The following is a 21551-nucleotide window of genomic DNA, read 5'->3' as shown; positions in this document are numbered from 1 at the left end:
ACCGCAGCCCGCTATTCGATCGAGACCTTGATGACGCCGGCTTTCATCATTCCCAGCGCTCTCGCCGCGCCAATCGAGACATCGATAATGCGGCCGCGAACGAAGGGCCCGCGGTCGTTGACGCGACATTGAATGCTGTGATTGCCGGAGGAGACCCGGACCATGCTGCCGAACGGCCGGCTGCGATGGGCGCAGGTCATTTCACCGCGCTTGCCTATGCCGTGATAATAGGAGGCCTTCCCGGTCTCCGCACGCGCGAGCGAACTGCCAAGCAGCAGCAGGGCCGCCGCGACCATCGAAATTCGCATTTACGTCCTGCATCGGTCGGCCCCGGCAGCAGAACGCGTTGCTATGGCGAGAGTTCCGGCCCTTAGGCCGCGTTTTCGACCGCTTCGGCGCTTGCCGCCAGCAGCCCGCGGATTTCATGCGCCGGACGCGCGGCGCTGAACAGATATCCCTGCATCTGCGTGCAGCCGAGATTCTGCACGGTTTCGCGCTGCCGCAAGGTCTCGACGCCTTCCGCTGTCGTGATCATGTCGCGGTCGGCGGCGATGCTGACCACCGCCCGGATGATCGAGGCCGACGAGGAATTGCGAACGACCTCCTTGACGAAGCTGCGGTCGATCTTGATCTTGTCGAACGGGAAGCGTTGCAGGTATTGCAGCGACGAATAGCCCGTTCCGAAATCGTCGAGCGCAATCTTGACCCCGAGCGCGCGAAGCTGGCTCAGCGTCGCCAGCGCCGCGTCGTCGTCGGCGATCAGCACCGCCTCGGTGATCTCGAGCTCGAGCCGGCGCGGGTCGAGCCCGGTTTCGGCGAGTGCGGCAGCGACCTTCAGCGACAGCGTTTCCGACTTGAACTGGATCGGCGAGACGTTGACGGCGATCCGCAGATGGGCCGGCCAGGTGGCCGCTTCGGCGCAGGCGGTGCGCAACACCCATTGCCCGATCTGCTCGATCAGGCCGGTTTCCTCGGCGACCGGAATGAAGTCAGCGGGCGAGACCATGCCGCGCACCGGATGCCGCCAGCGCAGCAGCGCCTCGCAGCCGGTGACCTCGTCGCTGCGCAGATCGACCAGCGGCTGGTAGTGGATTTCAAATTCGTCTTCCGCCAGCGCCGCGCGCAAATCGCGCTCGATCTCGCGGCGATGGTTGGCTTCGGCTTCCATCGCCGGCGCGAAGAAACGATACGTCCGGCGGCCGGCGGCTTTCGCGGCATACATCGCCAGGTCGGCGCTCTTCAGCAGGCCGAACAGGTCGGTGCCGTGGCGCGGGGCGATCGCGACGCCGATCGAGGCGTCGCTGGCAAGCTGATGGCCGTTGCAGTCGAACGGCGTGCGCAGCGCCTGATAAATCCGCTCGACCAGCGCGCTGACATCGCGGTCGTCCCCGACGTCGTGCTGAAGGATCGCGAACTCGTCGCCGCCGAGGCGGGCGATGAAGTCGCTCGGCCCGACCGACTGGCGCAGCCGTTCCGCGACGCCCTTGAGGAATTCGTCGCCGATCAGATGGCCCAGTGAATCGTTGATCGCCTTGAACTCGTCGATGTCGATATAGAGGATCGCGAACTGGACGCTTGCAGTCTCGAGCAACAACCCTTCCGCGTGGCGCTGGAACAGCGTCCGGTTCGGCAGGCCGGTCAGGGGATCGTAATGGGCGAGATGCTCGATCTGGGCCTGGACGCGCCGGTTTTCGGTGACGTCTTCCAGCGTCGTGGCCCAGCCGCCGTCCGGCGAGCGCTTGTAGATCAGCCGGATCGTGCGCCCGTCGGGCGTCGAGGTCACGGTATCGTTGATGCCGCCCTTGGGATCGAGAAACTTGGCGCAATAGCTGTCGACGTCGCCGACAAAGGAACCGAGCTGCTGGCGGTGCAGGATCAGGTCGCGCAGATAGCAGCCGGGTTTGACGACGTCCGGCGAGACCCCGAACATGTCGATATATTGCTGGTTGCAGATCACGAGATGGCCCGTTTTGTCGAACAGCAGCAACCCCTGCGTCATGTTGTTGATGGCGGTGTCGAGATGCTGAGTCTTTTCCGACAGCTTGTGCTGGGCGGCGGCATGCTGGCGCTGCAGTTGGCGCACGATCAGGAAGATCATGACGACGACGACGACGACGGCCAGTACCGCGGCGAAAAACTGCAGCTTGGTCTGCGCCCGCCAATCGGCCAGCGCGGTGGCGGTGTCGGCTGCCGAGACGATGACGATCGGGAAATGTGTCAGCGGCCTGACGGAGCCGATCAGGTCTTCGCCGAGGCTGCTCTTGAACCGACCCGAAATGTTGCCGTTGAGCTCCATGGCGCGGCGAAACTGCGGCAACCCCGACACGTTACGGCCGACATACTTGTCATTCCGCGGGTAGCGCGCGATGATGGTGCCGTCGCGATGGATGACCGAAATTCCGGTGTCGCGGTCCAGCGCCAACGACGCGACGAAGCCCTCAAAATGCGAAGGCCGCAGCGCCCTGCTGGCGAAACCGACGATCTCGCCGCGGCGGTTGACGATCTTGCGCGCGAACACCGTGGTCCAGAGCCCGGTCACCTTGCTCTTGACGGGCTCGACGATGACATCCGGCGTCGGTTTTCCCGATATGAAATCCTGGAAGTAACGCCGGTCCGCGATCGTGACGTCGGGCACCGGCCAGACCTCGGTCGCGTTGATCAGTTTTCCCGCCGCATTGTAGAGATGCAGGCCGTTGGGCTGCGGCAGCGCCTCCAGCTTGGTGCGCAGCATTTCGTGCGCCGATAATGTCGACATCGACGTTTCGAATTCGTCGGCGGTCTCGCCGGCGCTCGCCTGCATGTAGGCGATGACCTCGTTGTGGACGTGCTGGAGATCGCCGAGTTGCTGATCGAAGTGGCGCGACAGCAGCAGCGCCGTGTTGTTCTGCTCGCGCTCGGCGACCTCGAGGGCGCGCTGGCGGAATTGCAGGGCGAAGTAGGCGGTACCGAGCGCAATCGCGATCACGAGCGCGATGCCGCACAGCACGAGCCATTGAATCGCGCCTACTCTGAACCGGGACAGCATGCCGCCGATCGATCCGCGCGAACTCCCCGTCATGATGCCTTGAGACGAACCGTCCAGCATTCTTGCTGCCCCCACAGGCGCGTGTTGTAGGGGGACACCACCCAAGGGGGCGTTAGCAAAGTGAGTTATCGCGAAGTTAAATAGGCCAAGCGTTTTCAAGCGAAGCATGCCCTCGGACTTGATCCGTGGGTGGATGCCGGTTCGCGTAGCAATCAAGTTTACGCAGATTGCGTAGACTTATCTGCGGTAGAAAACGCGCGAAAACAAGAACAGCAAATCAGGCCATTGCCTTCGCCATCTCGTCCACCTCGGCGGTCTCCGCTTCCCTCATGCTGCATTCGATCAGGGACCCGTCGATCGTGAACTTCGAGAACGGCGACAGCGCGGATTCAATGCGCAGGGCTGTGAAAAACTGGGCGTCGCCCGGGCTCTTCAGGAAGAAGCGGATGTGGTTCCCCGACAGCGTATCCCGCGACAGCCATACGATGCCGGAGAACAGCGCGACCATGATCTGGGCGTATTGGGCGAGGCCGACAATGCCGAGTTCGTAGACCGGCGACAGGGTGGTGAAGCGCGCGCGCAGCGTCGGCGCGGGATATTTGCTCATCATGATGCGGCTGACCTGGCAGACCGCATGCGACCGGTCCCCTTCGGAAAGGCAGAAGAGGCTCGGGTTTTTCTCGTCCCTGATCAGGCCGTCAATGACGGCGTAGCTGCCGATCGCGAGGGTGGAATAGTCCTCCCCGACGGCTTCAGCGTCCTTCTTCCACTGGCTCTTGATCGAGCGCCAGGCCTTGTCCGGCTCTTTCATCGGCAGCAAGCGCATGACTAACCGGGGGTTAATGCAGGAAGTGATAACGGGTACTTTACAGCCTGCCTCTAAACGTTTGCTTACGCGGGTACCGGGCAAAGCCGGTATTTGTGCGGACCTGCGACTTTACCATCTCTGAGAAATCTATGGTCACACCACACCCTTAACGTGCCGGGATGGACAACCGCCCGGATGCGGTCGACGCGGTATCGGGGAGACCGGTTTTTTGCTATGGTTTGCGCATTAACGACCCGCATTTCGATATTTCATCGTTGGAGTTTTTCATGAAGCATTTTGTGGCGGTAGCGCTGGTTTCGATGGCGATCGCTTCGCCATTGTCGGCGCAGCGACTGGTCGATCCGACCAAGGTGGCTCCGGAATACCGGGAGGCGGCGGAGAAGCGCCGCGCCGAACAGATCAGGCAGCAGGAGTGCGCGCACAAGGCGGATACGGAAAAGGTGATACCGCGCGAACGCACCGCTTTTCTCATTCAGTGCCTTGAAGCGAACGCGGGGAAATAGCTGCATAGCGTTTTCAAGCGAAGCATGCCCTCGGACTTGATCCGTGGGTGGAGCGGTTCGCGTCAACAAAACGCGTCAAAACTTAACGCCTCAGGCCTGAATTTCTGCTTCATTGCGCGGATGAACGATTTCACCCAATCCATCGCCGCGGCGCTGGCACTGATCGGCCGTCTCGATTCCGAACTGGTCGCCATCGTCTGGCTGTCGCTGCGCGTCAGCCTTTCGGCCAGCCTGATCGCTCTAATGATCGGCGCGCCGCTCGGCATCTGGCTTGCGATCAGCCGGTTTCGCGGACGACAGGTCCTGATCGTGCTGGCCAACGCCCTGCTCGGCCTGCCGCCGGTCGTGGTGGGGCTCGGGCTCTATCTGCTGCTGTCCCGGTCGGGCGCCTTCGGCTTTGCCGGATTGCTGTTCACGCCGCCGGCCATGATCATCGCGCAGGTGATGCTGGCTACCCCGATCGTCATTTCGCTGGTCCATCGGCCTGTGACGCTGCTGTGGGCCGAATATGCCGACCTCGCTCACACCGACGGCCTGTCGCATCTTCGCTGCATGGCGCTGATGTTGTCGCTCGGACGCGCCTCCCTGCTCACGGCCTTTCTCGCCGCCTTCGGGCGCGCGATCGCCGAGGTCGGCGCCATCATCATCGTTGGCGGCAATATTCGTGGCTACACCCGCACCATGACGACGGCGATTGCGCTGGAAACCAGCAAGGGCGAACTATCGCTGGCGTTAGGGCTCGGGCTCATCCTGGTGTCGCTGAGCGTAACCGTCAGTACGGTGGCGTTCCTGCTACTCGGACGCATTGGGGAAAAATAGCTGTTCACCGCCGACCTTGTAGTCGGCGATGGTTTTTTGTCCCTCGACCGAGACCAGCCAGTCGATGAAGGCCTGGCCGTCCCTGGCTTTCACGCCGGCATGTTTGACCGGATTGACCAGCATCACGCCATACTGGTTGAACAGCCGCCGGTCGCCTTCCGTCAGGACCGCGAGCTCGCCACGGTTCTTGAAGGAAAGCCAGGTGCCGCGGTCCGCCAGCAGATAGGCGTTCGACGACGACGCCATGTTCAACGCGGCGCCCATGCCTTGGCCGATTTCGCGATACCAGTCGCCCTTGGCCGCGGCGAGATCGACGCCCGCTTCTTTCCAGAGCCGCAGCTCCGCCTCATGGGTGCCGGAGCGGTCGCCGCGCGAGACGAAGATGGCTTTCGCCGCGGCAATCTTTCGCAAGGCATCGGCAACGTCCTTGTCGCCGGCAATGTGCGCCGGATCGGCCTTCGGCCCGATCACCACGAAATCATTGTACATGACCTCGTAGCGCTTCACGCCGAACCCGTCCGCGAGGAACTTCTGTTCCGCCACCTTGTCGTGGACGAACACCACGTCGGCGTCGCCGCGGCGGCCGATGTCGAGCGCCTGCCCGGTGCCGACGGCAACGACCTTGACGGCGATGCCGCTCGCAGAGGTAAAACGCGGCAGCAGGTAGCCGAACAACCCCGATTGCTCCGTCGAAGTCGTCGAGGCGACGGTGATCGTTCGCCCCTGCGCGGATGCGCCGCCGACGGGTGCGAACATGACCAAGCCGGCAATCAGAATTCGCTTGAGCATGCTTCTCTTCCCTGAAGGTCAACCTGACTGTCATCAGCCTCGGCGACACGTCATTGTAACGAACAAGTATTGTAAGGAACAAGCCGGCCCGCCGGCAAGAACGACAGCCGTTTCCGGCTGCCGTCCCGCATCCGGCTCACCGCGCCTCTTCACTCACCAGAATTGCTCGCTTATGTGGAGTTGCATCAGTCGGCATCGACAAGGATCGTTCCAGATCAGGAACTGAAACCTCACATCCGTTTGAAGTGAACCCGGCGCAGTGAGTGAACGACACGATTGAGGAAGGCGGCTATGATGGCCGCCTTCTTTTTTTCAAAGCTGTCGTCGCGGGATCAGTCTAGGCCTTTTGCCCGGGCGGATCGCCACCACGGTCGACCCGGCTCACCGGTTGCGCCCGGTCCTTGTCCCGGGGCTGCTCTTGCCCGCGTTCATCGCGGACGATGCCCTGACCCTTGCCGCCCGCGGGCGACGTTCTTTCTGCTGTCTGTTCGAGCTGTTCCCGGCCCTCCCGGACCAGCAGTTCGTCACCAAGCATTTGCCCGATGATCTGTTTGGTCTGGGCCTCGGCTTTGTCGTGGAATTTGCTCATGATGGCCTCCTTCGAGGGAAAACGGGGATCGACCGCCGATGTTTCCCGCCAAATCCTGCAAAACCGACGTTTCCGTGATTGCCCTGGCAGGCTCCCTGCTCTTGAGGCCGGTTCCTGCGCATGTAACAAATCTGTCGCAGAGCAAATCTAAACGGAGACAACGGCAGACCGCCGCAATTGCTTCTGATGGGGGAGAACCTGATGCGCCGCACGACCGTGTTGCTGACCGCCAGCTTGATCGCGCTCACCGCAACCGCCGCATCGGCGCAGAACGCCGCGCCGCGCAACCTGATCCTGTTCGTGCCGGACGGCCTGCGCGGACGCATCGTGACGCCGCAGACCGCACCCGCGATGGCCGAGGTTCGCGACAAGGGCGTCCACTTCAGGAATTCGCACTCGCTGTTTCCGACCTTCACCATGGCGAACGGTTCGGCGATGGCAACCGGCCATTACCTCGGCGATACCGGCGTGTTCTCAAACACGATCTTTACCGGCTATACCTCGGCGCCCGCCGGCGACACCGTCGTTCCCTTCATCGAGAATGACGCCGTGCTCGGCGACATCGACGAGCATTTCAGCGGTGACTATCTGAACGAGGAAACCCTGCTGAAGATGGCGCGGGCGCAAGGCTTTTCCACAGCCGCGATCGGCAAGCTCGGCCCTACCCTGCAGTTCGACCATAACGACCGCGGCAAGGCCTCCATCGTGATCGACGACGCCACCGGCGGCAAGAACGGCGTGCCGCTGTCCGACGAAATGAAGGACGCGCTGACCAAGGCCAATCTGCCGGTGGCGACGCCCTCGCGTGGCGACAACGGCAAGGCCGGCGATGCCAAGACGCCGGGCACCACGTCAGCCAACGTCGCGCAGCAGGCCTACATGGCCGACGTCGCGGCCAAGGTCGTGCTGCCGATGTTCAAGGCGCGCAACAAGCCGTTCGTGCTGGTGTTCTGGTCGCGCGATCCCGACGGCAGCCAGCACAACACCGGCGACAGCCTCAACACCACGACGCCCGGGATCAACGGCCCGACCTCGATGGCCGGCATCAAGAACGCCGACAACAACCTCGCGCAATTGCGCAAGGCGCTGGACGATCTCGGGCTCAGCGCCTCGACCAATATCATGATCTCTTCCGATCACGGCTTCTCGACGATTTCGAAGGAGAGCAAGACCAGCCCGTCGGCGAAGGTTACTTACGCGGATACACCGAAGGATTTCCTGCCCATGGGATTCCTCGCCATCGACCTCGCCAAGGCGCTGAATCTGCCGCTGTACGATCCCAACGACAAGAACGCGGCGGTCGCCGACAACGCGCATCCCAAGGCCGGCAACGGCGTGCTCGGCAAGGATCCGACCAAGCCGGATCTGGTGGTCGCCACCAACGGCGGATCCGACCTGATCTACATTCCCAGTAACGAACGAAAGCTGGCGGACCGCACCATCAAGGCGCTGCTGGAGCAGGACTATGTCAGCGGCATTTTCGTCAACGACGATCTCGGGCGTTTTCCCGGCACGTTGCCGATGTCGCAACTCGGCCTGATCGGCAAGGCGGTGACGCCGCAGCCGTCGATCGTGGTCAATTTCCGTTCCTGGTCGTCGGGCTGCGAGGAGCCGACCAACTGCTCGGTGCAGGTGGCGGATACCGTGCTGCGCCAGGGCCAGGGCATGCACGGCAGCTTCAGCCGCGGCGATACGCTGAACTTCACCGCCGCGATCGGGCCCGATTTTAAGTCGGGCTATGTCGATGCCCTCCCCGTCAGCAATGCCGATGTCGGGGCGACCGCCGCGAAAGTCATGGGGCTGACGCAAAAGCCCAAGGGGCCCCTGGTCGGCCGCGTCATGACTGAAGCGATGCCGAACGGCGCGACGCCGCAGGCCTATGCCGGCACCGTGAAGTCGAGGCCCGCGGCGAACGGCCTGCGCACCGTGCTGAATTTCCAGCGCATCGGCACCCAGCGCTATTTTGACACCGCAGGATTCCCGGGCCGCACGCTCGGGCTCGAGGCGGAAGAGAACAAGAAAACGGCGGGGAAGTAACCGCGACCCCAAGGGAGCGCTAGTCGTATGGTGGGTTGGCCGCACGGTCGGCATAACCCGCCGCCGCAATCCAACCAGCGCCAAACAGGCCCCGCGGCGGCGATACCATCACGCCGCGAAGGCTGGCCGGGATACCGCGAACGCTGTTGAACTCGCTTCCGCTTTCGGCAGAGCAACCGACATGGCGGGATTTGCCTCCGGTTAGCCCCGGAATGACCCCGATTCGGACATCCGGGGCAACGATTTTGCTTCGAACACCCGAGATCAACTGTCTTCCGGAAGAATCTCTTCTTTAAGAATTACAAAACTGCCGGAACTTTTCGCCCCGGCGCGAATATGCCTTAGCCCGGATAGGGCTCGGAGCGGCTCCCTTGGCCGTATTGCCCGGGAAGAAGAGCATCGATAGCCGCGGTTCTCGCGCAATCGATCAGCTAAGGGCGGGAGCCACTGGGGAGACGCCGTGTTCAATAGAAACGACGAGACGGCGCGGATTGGCGCGCTGCAGAGCGCGATCTTCAACAGCGCCAACTTCTCCAGCATCGCCACCGATGCCAAGGGTGTCATCCAGATCTTCAACGTCGGCGCCGAGCGCATGCTCGGCTATGCCGCCGCCGAGGTCATGAACAAGATCACGCCGGCCGATATTTCCGATCCGCAGGAGCTGATCGCGCGCGCCAAGGCGCTCAGCGTCGAACTCGGAACCCCGATCACGCCGGGCTTCGAAGCCCTGGTGTTCAAGGCCTCGCGCGGGATCGAGGACATCTACGAACTGACCTACATCCGCAAGGATGGCAGCCGGTTTCCGGCGGTGGTGTCGGTCACGGCGCTGCGCGATGCGCAGGACGTCATCATCGGCTACCTCCTGATCGGCACCGACAACACCGCGCGCAAACTTGCGGAAGAAGCCCTGCTCCAGGCGGGGGCCCTGCAGAGCGCGATTTTCAACAGCGCCAACTTCTCCAGCATCGCCACCGACGCCAAGGGCGTCATTCAGATCTTCAACGTCGGCGCCGAGCGGATGCTCGGCTATGCCGCCGCCGAGGTGATGAACAAGATCACGCCCGCCGACATTTCCGATCCGCGGGAACTGATCGCCCGCGCCAAGGCGCTCAGCGTCGAACTCGGAACCCCGATCACGCCGGGCTTCGAGGCTCTGGTGTTCAAGGCCTCGCGCGGGATCGAGGACATCTACGAACTGACCTACATCCGCAAGGATGGCAGTCGGTTCCCGGCGGTGGTGTCCGTCACAGCGCTGCGCGACGCCAAGGACGTCATCATCGGTTACCTCCTGATCGGCACCGAACTCAAGGCGGGAGCCCTGCAGAGCGCCATCTTCAACAGCGCCAACTTCTCTAGCATCGCCACCGACGCCAAGGGCGTCATTCAGATCTTCAACGTCGGCGCCGAGCGGATGCTGGGCTTCGCGGCAGCCGACGTGATGAACAGGATCACGCCGGCCGACATTTCCGATCCGCAGGAACTGATCGCGCGCGCCAAGGCGCTCAGCGTCGAGCTGGCAACCCCGATCACGCCGGGCTTCGAGGCCCTGGTGTTCAAGGCCTCGCGCGGGATCGAGGACATCTACGAATTGACCTATATCCGTAAGGATGGAAGCCGATTCCCGGCGGTGGTGTCAGTCACGGCGCTGCGCGACGCGCAGGACGTGATCATCGGCTATCTGCTCATTGGCACCGACAACACCGCACGCAAGCTGGTCGAAGAAGAGCAAAAGAAGTCAGATCAACGCCTGCGTGACCAGCAATTCTACACCCGCTCACTGATCGAATCCAACATCGACGCGATCATGACCACCGATCCGTCCGGCATCATCACCGACGTCAACAAGCAGATGGAGGCGCTGACCGGATGTACGCGCGACGAGTTGATTGGCGCGCCGTTCAAGGGTTATTTCACCGATCCGGAGCGGGCCGAGGCTGCAATCAAGCGCGTGCTGAGTGAAAAGTCGGTCACGGACTACGAGCTGACGGCGCGGACCCGGGACGGCAAGCAGACGGTGGTGTCCTACAATGCGACCACCTTTTACGACCGGAACCGGACACTGCAGGGCGTCTTCGCCGCAGCGCGCGATGTCACCGAGCGCAAGCGGGTGGAGGCGGAATTGCAGCAGGCCAAGGCCGCCGCCGAGAGCGCGAGCCGGACCAAATCGGATTTTCTGGCGAGCATGAGTCATGAGATCCGGACACCGATGAATGCGATCATGGGCATCGCGGACCTGCTGGCCAAGACCTCGCTCTCGCCGGAGCAGGACAAATATGTACAAATCTTTCGCCGCGCCGGCGACAATTTGCTGAATCTCATCAACGACATCCTCGATCTCTCCAAGGTCGAAGCCTCGCAGCTCGAGCTGGAGCGGACCGGCTTCTCCCTGAACGATCTGCTGGAGAAGGTGACGGAGATGGTGGCGCTCCGGGCCAGCGAAAAGGGATTGGCCATGGTGTACGAGATCGCGCCTGGCGTGCCCAACGACCTGGTCGGCGACCCGACACGGCTTCGCCAGGTGCTGCTTAATTTGCTTGGCAACGCCGTCAAGTTCACCCAAACGGGCGAAGTAACCCTGCGGGTTGCACCGGATGCGGATCCTTCCGTCCCGACCGCATTGCGTTTCACTGTATCGGACACCGGTATCGGCATCGCGCACGAGAAATTGGGCCAGGTGTTTGAACGCTTCACACAAGCCGATTCATCGACCACGCGCAGGTTCGGCGGCTCGGGGCTGGGGCTGACGATTTCGAGACGCCTGGTGGAGCTGATGGGCGGGCGCATCTGGGTCGAAAGCGAAGTCGGAAAAGGCAGCGTGTTTGCATTCGCGGCGCCCTTCGAAATATCCGCTTCGGACAATCGTCCGGCAGCCGATCCGGTCGGAGCGGATCCTGAACTGCCGCTGCCGGCGCTGCGAATTCTGCTGGCGGAAGATTCTCCCGACAATTGCATCATCACGATCGCCTATCTGGAGGACACGCCGTACCAGGTGCAAATCGCCGAGACCGGGGCCATCGCTTGTAAAATGTTTGAAGCCGGACGCTACGACCTCGTCCTGATGGACCGTCAAATGCCTGTCATGGATGGCCTGACCGCGACGCGAACGATTCGAGCGTGGGAGCAGGCGAACCATCGGCCGCCCACGCCGATCATTGCACTGACGGCCTCTGCCCTGAAGGGCGACCGGGAAATGTGTTTGGCGGCAGGATGCACGGCTTTCCTGACGAAGCCCATCAAACAGGAAGTACTGCTGCAGGCGATCAGGGAGAACTCACTGGTCGCTCCTTCGTTAGCGAACGAGGACAGCAACCCAATAGACCTGATCCGGTTGAGCGCCAAATCGCGATCCGCAATCCGGATCCCCGCCTATCTGCGGAACTGCAAGCAGAATGTCATCGTGATGCTGGATGCCCTAGATCGCGTTGACTTCGAGACGGTGACGAGTCTGGGACACCAGATGATGGGTTCCGGGGGCATGTTTGGATTCCAGACCATTACCGACATCGGCAGATCCATTGAACAGGCAGCCGAGAGCGCCGATTCGGATGCGTCGCGCAAGTGGGTGGGTGCATTGTCCATCTATCTCGATGGTGTCGAAACCATTTCCAACTAACCTGCACTCAATCCCAAAGCTCAATCTGGCCTATCCAAAAAAATTGAGAGATACCGACGGCCTGGACTGAAGCCGCCCACCTATCGCTCAGCTGATATAGGAAACGATCTCTGACCACTTGCACGGCGCCCTGCTTCGCTTCCCGCGCAAGAAAAATTTCGCGCGGCACCTGCGACAAATCAACCCGACGGGCAAATCACCAAAAGTCTGTCCAGCCCCTCGCGTAAAAATATTCCTTTTGCGCCGTCGGGCAAATCAGTCGTCTAACTCCGCCCGTCTACCGCGACAAGAGGGGCGATCGCGATCGTCACGAACGTGCGGTGGGATGCGATGGACGCGAAGGCTGCGACTGACGAGCGTGGCCACTAGCGTACGGTGAAATCGTTTGGGTTCGACGCCCCGGTGCTGGCGTCAAGCGAGCGGAGCAATCTGCAAGCGATGGTGGCAAGAAAGCCGGTCACCAGGACGAAATCGTATAAGCCGTAAAGCCATTGCGCAGGGAAGGCCGGTGTGTTTCCGCCAAACCTGTATGCTCGTGCGCGTGTTTGATGCACAGTTTTGCGCGCGAGACCGCGGGTGCGGCGTGCACCCGGTCTTCCCTGCGCCCTCTGTTCTCAAAGAGGGACATCGAAATGCAAACCTTCGGGCGCATCGCGCCGCGAGAAGGCGAACGCGTATCTATCCACCGTCATTCCGGGGCGCCGCAACGCGGCGAACCTCAGGGGTGCAATTGCACCCCGGGGAATCTCGAACTTCCGGGTTCGATGCTTCGCATCGCCCCGGAATGACGGCTCGGTTGAGACAAAAACAAAAAACGGCGGGGAATGCCCGCCGTTTCGAAATCCGGAAACTCAGGATGCCTGACCTAGAGCAATCCCAGGTCCAGCACGTTCGGCAACTGCGCGAGCGGCAGGGCGGCGGCGCCGACCACGGTTGCGACCATCGCGGCCAGCGTGCGGTTGGCCCGGCGCTTGCCGCGCATCTGGCCGGCCAGCCATTCCAGCACCTTGGTGTCGATCTTGTTGGCCTGTGCCGGAGCCCAGCTCTCGATGTCGGTGTCGGGCGACAGCGCCACCGTGCGCGGCGGCACCGGCAGGCCGGATTCGGACGCGGTGTGATGGGCGACCGCCTTGGCGAGCAGATCGTCGAAACGGCCATCGTCGCTGCGCTCGGCCGCAGCGTCGGAGATTTCAAACAGCGCCTCGACTTCGGCGCGGCTCACCGGCTGATGCTCGACTTCGGTCACGGTCAGGATGCGCGCGCACCAGGCGGCGTCGTCGGCATCGAGCGAGCGGGAAAAATGGATGCGGCCCTTGGTGGTGGGCCCCTCGCCGGTGATCACGCCATCGCGCACGATGGTGAGCGCATGGGCTGCGGTCTTGCGGCAGGACGGTTGAAGCACACCGGACTTTTCGGTGGCCTTGTCGGTGGCTTTGGCACTAGAGGCGGACATAGCTTGCACTTCTCAATTTCTTTTTCTGATCCCAGCATTTCCATGCGGGCGTAAACGAGCGGTTAACGATTCGAAACTTGCATTCCGAGATTTTTAGATGGTTGCCAATTGGTCGCTGTGAAGTCAGTCTCGGTTCGAGCCGGCAATCCGGCCGGGGGTGATGCGGGTGATAAAAGGCAATATCGGGGCGGACAGGGCTTTTATTCCCGAAGTGTTGCTTTCGCCGCAGGGGCGCGGACGGCAAGAAGATGCTAGGAGTTCCAAGTCACGGAGAAGGATTTCACCTTTTACGTGAACGGGTTCACATACCCCCCGCTAGCTCGTATACTTTCCAAGGCAAATTCTTCTGCAAACTGAATGAGATGAGGTCAAACCATGGCACTCCAGATTGGCGCCACCGCCCCTGATTTCGAAGCCCAGACCACCGAGGGCAAAATTAAATTCCACGACTGGATCGGCAACAGCTGGGCGCTGTTGTTCTCGCATCCGAAGGACTTCACCCCGGTCTGCACCACCGAACTCGGCGCTCTCGCGAAGTTGAAGCCGGAATTCGACAAGCGCGGCGTCAAGCTGATGGGCTTGAGCGTCGATCCCGTCGACAAGCACTCGAAATGGTCCGAGGACATCAAGGAGACCCAGGGTGCTGCGCCGAACTACCCGATGATCGGCGATACCGACTACAACGTGTCGAAGCTCTACGACATGCTGCCTGCCTCGACCTCGGGCGATCCGGCGACGCGCACCGCTGCCGACAACATGACCGTCCGCAACGTCTTCATCATCGGACCCGACAAGAAGATCAAGCTGGTGCTGGTCTATCCGATGACGACGGGCCGCAATTTCCAGGAAATCCTGCGCGTGATCGATTCCCTGCAGATGACGGCCAAGCATCGTGTGGCGACGCCCGCCGACTGGAAACAGGGCGAGGACGTCATCATCGCCGGTTCCGTCAGCGACGACGAGGCCAAGACGATCTATCCGGCCGGCTGGAAATCGCCGAAGCCATACCTGCGGATCGTACCGCAGCCGAAATAGCGGCTTCGGTCGTCATTCCGGGGCGACGCAAGGCGTCGACCCCGGAAGGACGGGCTTAAGGCATCGCACCCTGTTGGCTCGTCGCGATGACGCGTCAAGCTGGCGTACGGCGGTTGACCAGAAACACCGCCGCAGCGCAGGCCGTCATGCCTGTTATCGCGATCGCGTCGAGCTTTTCGCCGAACAGCACATAGGCCATCAGCGACGTCACCGCCGGCACCAGATAGAACAGGCTTGCCACCGAGGTCGCAGCCGAGCGGCGGATCAGCCAGTACAACAGCCCGATCGATCCGATCGACAGCACCACCGCAAGCCAGCTCAGCGCCAGCATGAATTCGGTGGTCCAGTGCACCACGTTGTTCTCGAACAGCCACGCGCCGAGGCCGAAGAAAATCGTCACCGCGATGTACTGCACGAGGTTGCCGGCGCGCCAGTCGATCGCATTGCAGTAGCGCCGCTGATAGAGCGTGCCGAGGGTGATGCTGACCAGCGAGACGCCGGAGGCGAGCCAGCCCCAGCCGGCCTCCCCGCTCATCGGCCGGTTGTGCAGGATCAGCACGACGCCGACGAGGCCAAGCAGCAGCCCGGTCCACTGCAGCGGCGTGACGCGTTCGCCGAGCCAGCGGTTGGCGAGCGTCGAGGTCAGGATCGGCTGCAGGCCCGGAATGAGCGCCGAGAGTCCGGCCGGAATCGAATGCGAGATCGCCACCGCCGTCCCGCCGAGATAAAATCCGTGCACCAAAAGGCCGGCGACGATGCTGTGTCCGATGCCGGCGTGATCAGGCCATTTCGGCCGCGCGATCGCGGCAATGATCGTCATCAATCCGACCACGCATGCCATGCGGATCGAAAGATAGGTCAACGGCTCGGCGCTGTTGAGCACGTACTTGGTCGCAACGAAGCCGGTGCTCCAGAGCACCACGAAAATCGCCGGCGCCGCACGCGCGGCGAATTGCTCGAATTCCCGATTCATTTACGGCACGTGTTGCCCGATCATATGCTATGCGGCAAGGCCGAACCATGCGGGTCCACTCGCGTGCAATCACATACCCAAGACCTGAAATTCAACGACCTGAAATTCAACGACCTGCAATTCAACCACCTGCAATGAGGAAATGCCATGGACGTTCGCGCCGCCGTTGCCGTCGCTGCCGGAAAGCCGCTGGAAGTCACCACCGTCCAGCTTGACGGGCCGCGCGAGGGCGAAGTGCTGGTCGAGATCAAGGCCACCGGCGTCTGTCATACCGATGAGTTCACGCTGTCCGGCGCCGACCCGGAGGGGCTGTTCCCCGCTATTCTCGGCCATGAAGGCGCGGGCGTCGTGGTCGACATCGGCAAGGGCGTCACCAGCGTCAAAAAGGGCGACCACGTCATTCCCCTGTACACGCCGGAATGCCGGCAATGCCCATCCTGCCTGTCGCGCAAAACCAATCTCTGCACCGCGATCCGCGCCACGCAGGGCCAGGGCCTGATGCCCGACGGCACCTCGCGGTTCTCGATCGGCGGCAAGCCCGTCCATCACTACATGGGCACCTCGACATTTGCGAACTACACCGTGCTGCCGGAGATCGCGGTGGCAAAAATCCGTGAGGACGCGCCGTTCGACAAGGTCTGTTACATCGGCTGCGGCGTCACCACGGGCATCGGCGCCGTGATCAACACCGCCAAAGTCGAGCAAGGCGCCAAGGCGATCGTGTTCGGACTTGGCGGCATCGGCCTCAACGTTCTGCAGGGCTTGCGGCTTGCCGGCGCCGACATGATCATCGGTGTCGACATCAACAACGACCGCAAGGCATGGGGCGAGCGTTTCGGCATGACGCATTTCGTCAATCCGAAGGAGCTCGGCAAGGAACTCGTCCCTCACCTCGTCGACATGACGAAATCGGGCGCGGACCAGATCGGCGGCGCCGATTACACCTTCGACTGCACCGGCAACTCACCGTGATGCGGCAGGCGCTGGAAGCCTGTCATCGCGGCTGGGGCCAGTCGATCGTGATCGGCGTGGCACCCGCGGGTGCCGAGATTTCGACGCGGCCATTTCAGTTGGTCACCGGCCGGGTCTGGAAAGGCACGGCGTTCGGCGGCGCCAGGGGCCGCACCGACGTGCCGAAGATCGTCGACTGGTACATGCAGGGCAAGATCCAGATCGACCCGATGATCACGCATGTGATGCCGCTTGCCGAAATCAACAACGCGTTCGAACTGATGAAGCGCGGTGAATCGATCCGTGGCGTGGTGACGTTCTAGGAGCTGGCGCGGAGTGACAAATCAGGCATTGCGCGATGCCGTCGCGCTACCACTCTTCCGGGCAGGGATCGACGATCTTCCAGAGGTCGTCGCCGTTCTTGATCTTCTTCATCTCGGTGGTGAGCCCGCCGTTGCGGCGGATCCAGTCCTTCACGGTATCGGGATAATACGACATCAGGTCCGATGTCCCTTCCGAGCTCGTGACCTTGATGCCGAAGGTGAAGGCCTTGTCGTAGTAGGCCTGGTGGAAGCCGAGGCTCGCCTTCGGCGTCACGCAAATCTTGTTCATCGGCACGATGCCGAACACCAGCGTGCAGGCCGAATTGCAGATGCCGTCGATGATGACGCGTTCCTTGCGGTCGCGGATGCGCGCGTACTTGGCCTTGTATTCCTCGACATAGCCGCCGTGGTCGCGCGTAATATGCAGGTCGGCGCGCGCTGGCGCAGCTACCAGGACCGAGAGCACCAGAAGGATGAGGGGCGTGATGCGCATGGATCGATCGGAAACCGGGGTGACGCGGGAAGGTTCGGGCCTCAAGGCTTTGACCTGACCGCAGGACTCTGGCCGGACTGTGTTGGTAATTCGTTAAGCATCCGTTGCGGCCAAAAATTGGCGCCCTGTGGCCGTTTTCCCGCAGATTTTCCCCCCATTTCGCGCTAAATGGAACCCCGATCGGCCGAAACTGTGTAATTTCCAGCAGGACTTCCGGAGAATCGCAATGACCAAAGCCAAGTTTCTGATTGCCGCCGCCCTGCTCTCTGCGTCGGCCCTGGCGCCGAATCTCGCCGAAGCGCGCCATTACCGGCACCATCACTACCGCCACCACTGGCCGCTGCCGTACCCGATCAGCTACCTCCACAATTACGGCCCCGGACCCCAGCCCGGCACCTTTGCCTATTATGACGGCCCCTCGACCAACCACTGCGACCGGGGCGCTGCCGCCTATCTCGGCCAGGACCGCCAGCGGCATCCGTGCTTTTGACCGCCGGCTGCTGGCCCTGCCGGGCCAAGTCTGATAATCGACCGGACCACAGGCGCTCGTAGCTCAGCTGGATAGAGCATCGGATTTCGATTCCGAGGGTCGGGAGTTCGAATCTCTCCGAGCGCGCCATTTCGGTGGGGACCGATCGGCCGAAACCACACATTCGAGAGCGAATTGATATGAGAAAGATAATCCTGACGCTGGCGATCCTGTATCCGGCCGCGGCGTTTGCGCAAGGCTCCACTGACCCGGCCACAACGGCCAGCCCTCCTCCGACGGTCGCCGGCAAGCCGCTGGTTCAGGTCGGGGCCAAGAAGCCTCCGGCCGGCAAGAAAGAGGCCGCAGGCAAGAAGGAGGCGCCCAAATCCGTCGCCCAGAAGCTGCAGGCGTGTCAGGATATTGACGACGCCACCAAGGAACGCCTGCAGTGCTACGATACCATCTTCACGCCGCAGCCCAAGCCGAAGGCGCCGGCCGCCAAGGGCGTCAATGAGTGCCGTTTCCTCAAAGAGGAAGACGAGCGGCTGACCTGCTATAACGGTTTTGCCGACAAAATCCCGAAACTGCCAAGGTAGCTCACGCGGGGCACCCTACCAGGTGCTGTTCCAGGTGTTGCTCGGGCTGCCGAAGAAGCCGAAATGCGACTGCTGCTGCGCCAAGCGGATCGGCGGGTTGGCGCGGCTCTTGGCAACGTTCCTGGCTACCTTGCGTTTGCGCTGGACCTGCGGGTCGGGCTTCTTCACGTCCGCCGCTGCGACCTGGGCAGCCGGGATGAACTGGGCAAAGGTGTCGCGGACGCGGGCCTGCGCCGTAGTGACATCACTGGCAACGGGCGGCTGCGGAGCGGCGGCAACCCGGACCTTCGAGGCGGGCGGAACGATGGTCGGAAGGCTGGTGTCGTAGACCACCCGTTCCGGTAACTTCTGGTCGGAATGAATTCGAACGACGTTCCGGTCGATCGAGGGGGCGGCATGGTTCGCGACGACCGCCTGCGACGGCACAAAGGCGTCGATCAAGAACAGCAGCGCCAGCAGCGTCCCGCCGACGAACATGAAATAACGCGCTACGGGCATTTCACTCACTCCCCCCACGCCGATGCGCGGTTCAGTCGCCTAACAGGCGACATAGCGATTAGTTCCTAACCGACCTGCTAGGTTCAACGGCGGCGGTCACTTTTTCGAGTGCAGAGTGTTAGGTCCGGCTGGCCGTCACCAGGGAACATTTCGCCTTATTTGCGTAGACATTGACGAACCCGACCAGCATGCCGGAATACCGCTTCCGGCTCTTCATATTCACGGTATCGGGAATCACCCGCTTGCGATCGGTCAGGTGGCTGCCGTCGCGGCGGGCGAAGGCGCAGGCGATCTCGATATCCTTCACCGCATAGTCATTGCCGTTGCGGAGCGTGAACGTCATCAGTGCCTTCGAGCCGAGCCCGCCCCTTCGCCACGACTGCGAGGAAATCTTGAGGCCATCGACCGGCGGCTTCGCCGGCGCAGTCGTTTCCGGCACAGAAATTTCCGGGGGAGCTACTGTCGTCGCCGTGGGGCTGCTGTCGGTGGCGCCGGCGGGCAGCTCCGGGCTCGCGAGGGTGGCCCTGGTCGGCGTCACCGGATCGTTCGACCCGGAGCTATCCTGCACGACGTGGAAGACCACGGTTGATGCCGCCCCGGATTGGCTCTCGGCATCGCTCGGCCAGGGGAGCAACATCCAGGCGGTGCATCCGGCAATCGCAATCGCCGGCAGCACCATGAGCCGTACATCGGCACGTTCGAATGACCGTCCGGCGATCCTCATTGCCGCACCCTCATCCGGCGGCGCCGGCGATTGCCGTGCCGCACATGAAAAAAGCCCTACGGGCGTTACACCATACGGCTCCTGTCACGACTGCCGCTGGACGGTTCCGCCGCGTAGTCTTCAATCACTCACAGTAACAAAGGTTGCATGTCACCCCGACAATATTGCGGCAGCCATGCAATGCTTCCGGGGATGGAATTGCGAAAGTCCCGCCGCTAGATTGACGCCGAAGCCGGGCTTCAGCACGGCAACGACAATCACCGAGGGGGAGACCAAGATGCCGACCGTCGGGCCAAAAGTTACCTGGGACCACGTCCACTTGCGCAGTCCCGACCCCGAAGCGACCGCGACCTGGCTGCACGACATTCTGGGCGGCGAAATCATTCGCGGCCCCGGGCGCATCGACGTCAAGCTCGGCGGCGCCAACGTGTTTATCGCACCGGTCGGCTCCGGCGACGGCGTCAACTCACCGCCGGTGACGCCCTATCAGGGCCTCGATCACTTCGGCCTGACGGTAAAGGACATCGACGCGGTCGCCGCCGAGATCAAGGCAAAGGGTGTCGAGTTCACGCGTGAACCAACCACCATCCGGCCGGGCGTGCGCATCTGCTTCATCCGCGGACCGCAGGGCATTTCGATCGAGCTTTTGGAGCGCGACAAGAAATATGCGTGACGCGCCGCGCGGTCGCCCCATGCCGCGTTGATAGCCGCCATCGGTCAACACAACGCGCCGTCGATGGCGGAGCATGACAGTTCCCGCGATCGCCGCCGCTACGTCATGCTGCCCGGCATGAAGCAGCGGATCGTCAGGCCACCGTAGCCACGGATCGGCCAGACCATGGTTCGGCCGACTCGATTAGGCTCGGTGATCACGGCCTCATCGGGCACGTCGACCCAGTCGCCTTCGATCCGTACGCGGTAATGCCCGTTACCGGACTCCCAATCGACATCGCTGACTGCCGTGCCGTCGGCGTCGGAGCAACAGGGCCCCTTGCCGCTTTTCAGACTGTCGAACCATTGCTTCAGCGGCGAGTTGGCGTAGCGGCCGTCGGGATCGCGGGCATGGCCGGGATACGTGGCCAGAGGCAACATCAGCACCGCAAAACCGATCAGCAGCGGCTTTTTGAAACGGCCCGCGCGATCGCGGCCCGTAGTTTCACGGAAGTAGTTGTCAGTGCATCGGCGCGCCGCGTGGCCGCCGGATTTCATCCAGTTGGTCACCTGTTCTCTTGCTCCAGCACCCACCGGCCGGTGCCGCAGAAAGCCATGCATTTCACGGGCCAACCTGAGTCGCCCTCAACCGTCTGTCATGTCAGTGTCACACGACGCCTGCGTGCTGAATCTTGCCCCAGAATCGAGCCTCTCCCAGCAACCTGCCGCGTTGACGTTGAGGCCCGCGCTTTGGCATAACTGATGACCGGTTTCCGTGGGCGCGGCAGCCGGCATTGGGACGTCATGAAGAACGGGCTGTATTCGATCCACGTCAACCTGCTAGACGGACGCTCCGGCAAGGGCAGCGGCGTGATTCTGTTCCGCGACGGCCAGATCCTCGGCGGCGACGCCTATCTGTTTTACACCGGCAGCTACACCGTGAAGGGCGACACCTTCAGGGGCGAGGTGCTGGTGCAGCGCCACACCTCCCCGCGCGACAACGACAACCCGCTGTTCGGCGGACCCAACCCCGTTGGCATCGGCGTATCCGGCACCTTCACCGACACACGCGGCACCATGAACGGGACAGCGCTGGTCGGCAAGAACAGCCAGATCTTCGGCGCGACGCTGCATTGGCTCGCGGATACCAACTAGGCTTGCTCCTTCCACGCCTCGCGCTT

General features: G+C 62.4%; 20 protein-coding genes, 1 tRNA gene and 1 pseudogene. 11 read left to right on the top strand and 11 right to left on the bottom strand.

Annotated features, from left to right (window positions below; all coding sequences use genetic code 11):
• Positions 1-11: 11 nt before the first annotated feature.
• From FFI89_RS14665 to FFI89_RS14655, 3 genes are all read right to left on the bottom strand, one after another.
• Positions 12-308 (bottom strand): septal ring lytic transglycosylase RlpA family protein, encoded by a 297-nt coding sequence (locus tag FFI89_RS14665; protein WP_138837647.1) that lies wholly within the window; start codon positions 306-308, stop codon positions 12-14.
• A gap of 62 nt (positions 309-370) precedes the next feature.
• Positions 371-3085 (bottom strand): EAL domain-containing protein, encoded by a 2715-nt coding sequence (locus FFI89_RS14660; RefSeq protein ID WP_246669463.1) that lies wholly within the window; start codon positions 3083-3085, stop codon positions 371-373.
• Positions 3086-3302: 217 nt separating this feature from the next.
• Complete coding sequence (locus tag FFI89_RS14655) at positions 3303-3845, bottom strand: hypothetical protein (RefSeq protein ID WP_168213211.1); 543 nt, start codon at positions 3843-3845, stop codon at positions 3303-3305.
• A gap of 167 nt (positions 3846-4012) precedes the next feature.
• Here FFI89_RS14655 and FFI89_RS14650 point away from each other — a divergent pair, with 167 nt between their 5' ends.
• Together FFI89_RS14650 and FFI89_RS14645 are read left to right on the top strand one after the other, a co-directional pair.
• Positions 4013-4357 carry a hypothetical protein gene (locus FFI89_RS14650; protein ID WP_371722489.1) on the top strand — a complete coding sequence of 115 codons (345 nt, stop codon included), beginning with the start codon at positions 4013-4015 and terminating at the stop codon, positions 4355-4357.
• A 120-nt stretch (positions 4358-4477) separates the two neighbouring features.
• The gene (locus tag FFI89_RS14645; RefSeq protein WP_138837644.1) at positions 4478-5176 is read left to right on the top strand and encodes an ABC transporter permease; all 699 of its coding nucleotides are present in this window, start codon (positions 4478-4480) and stop codon (positions 5174-5176) included.
• On the opposite strand, the gene FFI89_RS14640 is transcribed toward FFI89_RS14645, so the two are convergent.
• Positions 5150-5965, bottom strand: a complete 816-nt coding sequence (locus FFI89_RS14640) for a substrate-binding domain-containing protein (RefSeq protein ID WP_138837642.1) — start codon at positions 5963-5965, stop codon at positions 5150-5152. The two genes, FFI89_RS14645 and FFI89_RS14640, sit on opposite strands and share 27 nt — an antisense overlap.
• Positions 5966-6302: 337 nt before the next feature.
• Entirely contained in the window at positions 6303-6554 is a 252-nt protein-coding gene (locus FFI89_RS14635) for a hypothetical protein (protein ID WP_138837640.1), read from the bottom strand.
• A gap of 201 nt (positions 6555-6755) precedes the next feature.
• On the opposite strand from FFI89_RS14635, the gene FFI89_RS14630 reads away from it, so the two are divergent.
• Both FFI89_RS14630 and FFI89_RS14620 read left to right on the top strand, forming a co-directional pair.
• A complete protein-coding gene (locus FFI89_RS14630) occupies positions 6756-8591 on the top strand; it encodes an alkaline phosphatase family protein (RefSeq protein ID WP_138837638.1) in 1836 nt (611 codons plus the stop codon).
• Positions 8592-9051: 460 nt separating this feature from the next.
• Positions 9052-12204: a PAS domain S-box protein gene (locus FFI89_RS14620; protein ID WP_210249119.1), complete on the top strand. Its 3153-nt coding sequence runs from the start codon at positions 9052-9054 to the stop codon at positions 12202-12204.
• Between the two features lie 865 nt (positions 12205-13069).
• Here FFI89_RS14620 and FFI89_RS14615 read toward each other — a convergent pair.
• Positions 13070-13657 carry a hypothetical protein gene (locus tag FFI89_RS14615; protein ID WP_138837636.1) on the bottom strand — a complete coding sequence of 196 codons (588 nt, stop codon included), beginning with the start codon at positions 13655-13657 and terminating at the stop codon, positions 13070-13072.
• Between the two features lie 375 nt (positions 13658-14032).
• Between FFI89_RS14615 and FFI89_RS14610 the strand changes: the two genes are divergently transcribed.
• A complete protein-coding gene (locus FFI89_RS14610) occupies positions 14033-14692 on the top strand; it encodes a peroxiredoxin (RefSeq protein WP_074814498.1) in 660 nt (219 codons plus the stop codon).
• Positions 14693-14786: 94 nt separating this feature from the next.
• On the opposite strand, the gene FFI89_RS14605 is transcribed toward FFI89_RS14610, so the two are convergent.
• Complete coding sequence (locus FFI89_RS14605) at positions 14787-15665, bottom strand: DMT family transporter (protein WP_138837634.1); 879 nt, start codon at positions 15663-15665, stop codon at positions 14787-14789.
• 147 nt (positions 15666-15812) lie between these two features.
• On the opposite strand from FFI89_RS14605, the pseudogene FFI89_RS14600 reads away from it, so the two are divergent.
• Positions 15813-16939 (top strand): annotated as a pseudogene (locus FFI89_RS14600) (S-(hydroxymethyl)glutathione dehydrogenase/class III alcohol dehydrogenase).
• 46 nt (positions 16940-16985) lie between these two features.
• Here the strand turns inward: FFI89_RS14600 and FFI89_RS14595 are convergent.
• Positions 16986-17432: a hypothetical protein gene (locus tag FFI89_RS14595; protein WP_138837632.1), complete on the bottom strand. Its 447-nt coding sequence runs from the start codon at positions 17430-17432 to the stop codon at positions 16986-16988.
• A gap of 226 nt (positions 17433-17658) precedes the next feature.
• On the opposite strand from FFI89_RS14595, the gene FFI89_RS14590 reads away from it, so the two are divergent.
• The 3 genes from FFI89_RS14590 to FFI89_RS14580 all read left to right on the top strand — a co-directional run bounded on the left by FFI89_RS14590 (position 17659) and on the right by FFI89_RS14580 (position 18497).
• Positions 17659-17922, top strand: a complete 264-nt coding sequence (locus tag FFI89_RS14590) for a hypothetical protein (RefSeq protein ID WP_138837631.1) — start codon at positions 17659-17661, stop codon at positions 17920-17922.
• Between the two features lie 52 nt (positions 17923-17974).
• A tRNA-Arg gene (locus FFI89_RS14585) sits at positions 17975-18051 on the top strand.
• A gap of 50 nt (positions 18052-18101) precedes the next feature.
• Positions 18102-18497: a hypothetical protein gene (locus FFI89_RS14580; protein ID WP_138837629.1), complete on the top strand. Its 396-nt coding sequence runs from the start codon at positions 18102-18104 to the stop codon at positions 18495-18497.
• A gap of 15 nt (positions 18498-18512) precedes the next feature.
• Here the strand turns inward: FFI89_RS14580 and FFI89_RS14575 are convergent, their stop codons facing one another.
• Together FFI89_RS14575 and FFI89_RS34880 are read right to left on the bottom strand one after the other, a co-directional pair.
• Positions 18513-18995 carry a hypothetical protein gene (locus FFI89_RS14575; RefSeq protein WP_138837627.1) on the bottom strand — a complete coding sequence of 161 codons (483 nt, stop codon included), beginning with the start codon at positions 18993-18995 and terminating at the stop codon, positions 18513-18515.
• A gap of 118 nt (positions 18996-19113) precedes the next feature.
• A complete protein-coding gene (locus FFI89_RS34880; RefSeq protein ID WP_371722488.1) occupies positions 19114-19674 on the bottom strand; it encodes a hypothetical protein in 561 nt (186 codons plus the stop codon).
• Between the two features lie 322 nt (positions 19675-19996).
• Between FFI89_RS34880 and FFI89_RS14565 the strand changes: the two genes are divergently transcribed.
• Positions 19997-20392, top strand: coding sequence for a VOC family protein (locus tag FFI89_RS14565; protein WP_138837624.1), 396 nt, complete (start codon positions 19997-19999; stop codon positions 20390-20392).
• 98 nt (positions 20393-20490) lie between these two features.
• Here FFI89_RS14565 and FFI89_RS14560 read toward each other — a convergent pair whose 3' ends face one another.
• A complete protein-coding gene (locus FFI89_RS14560; RefSeq protein ID WP_371722515.1) occupies positions 20491-20940 on the bottom strand; it encodes a hypothetical protein in 450 nt (149 codons plus the stop codon).
• 234 nt (positions 20941-21174) lie between these two features.
• Here FFI89_RS14560 and FFI89_RS14555 point away from each other — a divergent pair, with 234 nt between their 5' ends.
• On the top strand, positions 21175-21525 hold the full coding sequence (locus tag FFI89_RS14555; RefSeq protein WP_138839274.1) for a GrlR family regulatory protein: 351 nt from the start codon (positions 21175-21177) through the stop codon (positions 21523-21525).
• Positions 21526-21551: the final 26 nt, after the last annotated feature.

This window comes from Bradyrhizobium sp. KBS0727, from assembly GCF_005937885.2.
Classification (GTDB): Bacteria; Pseudomonadota; Alphaproteobacteria; order Rhizobiales; family Xanthobacteraceae; genus Bradyrhizobium.
The sequence above is the reverse complement of the archived record's forward strand: the minus strand, read 5'-3'. Positions and strand labels throughout refer to the sequence as shown.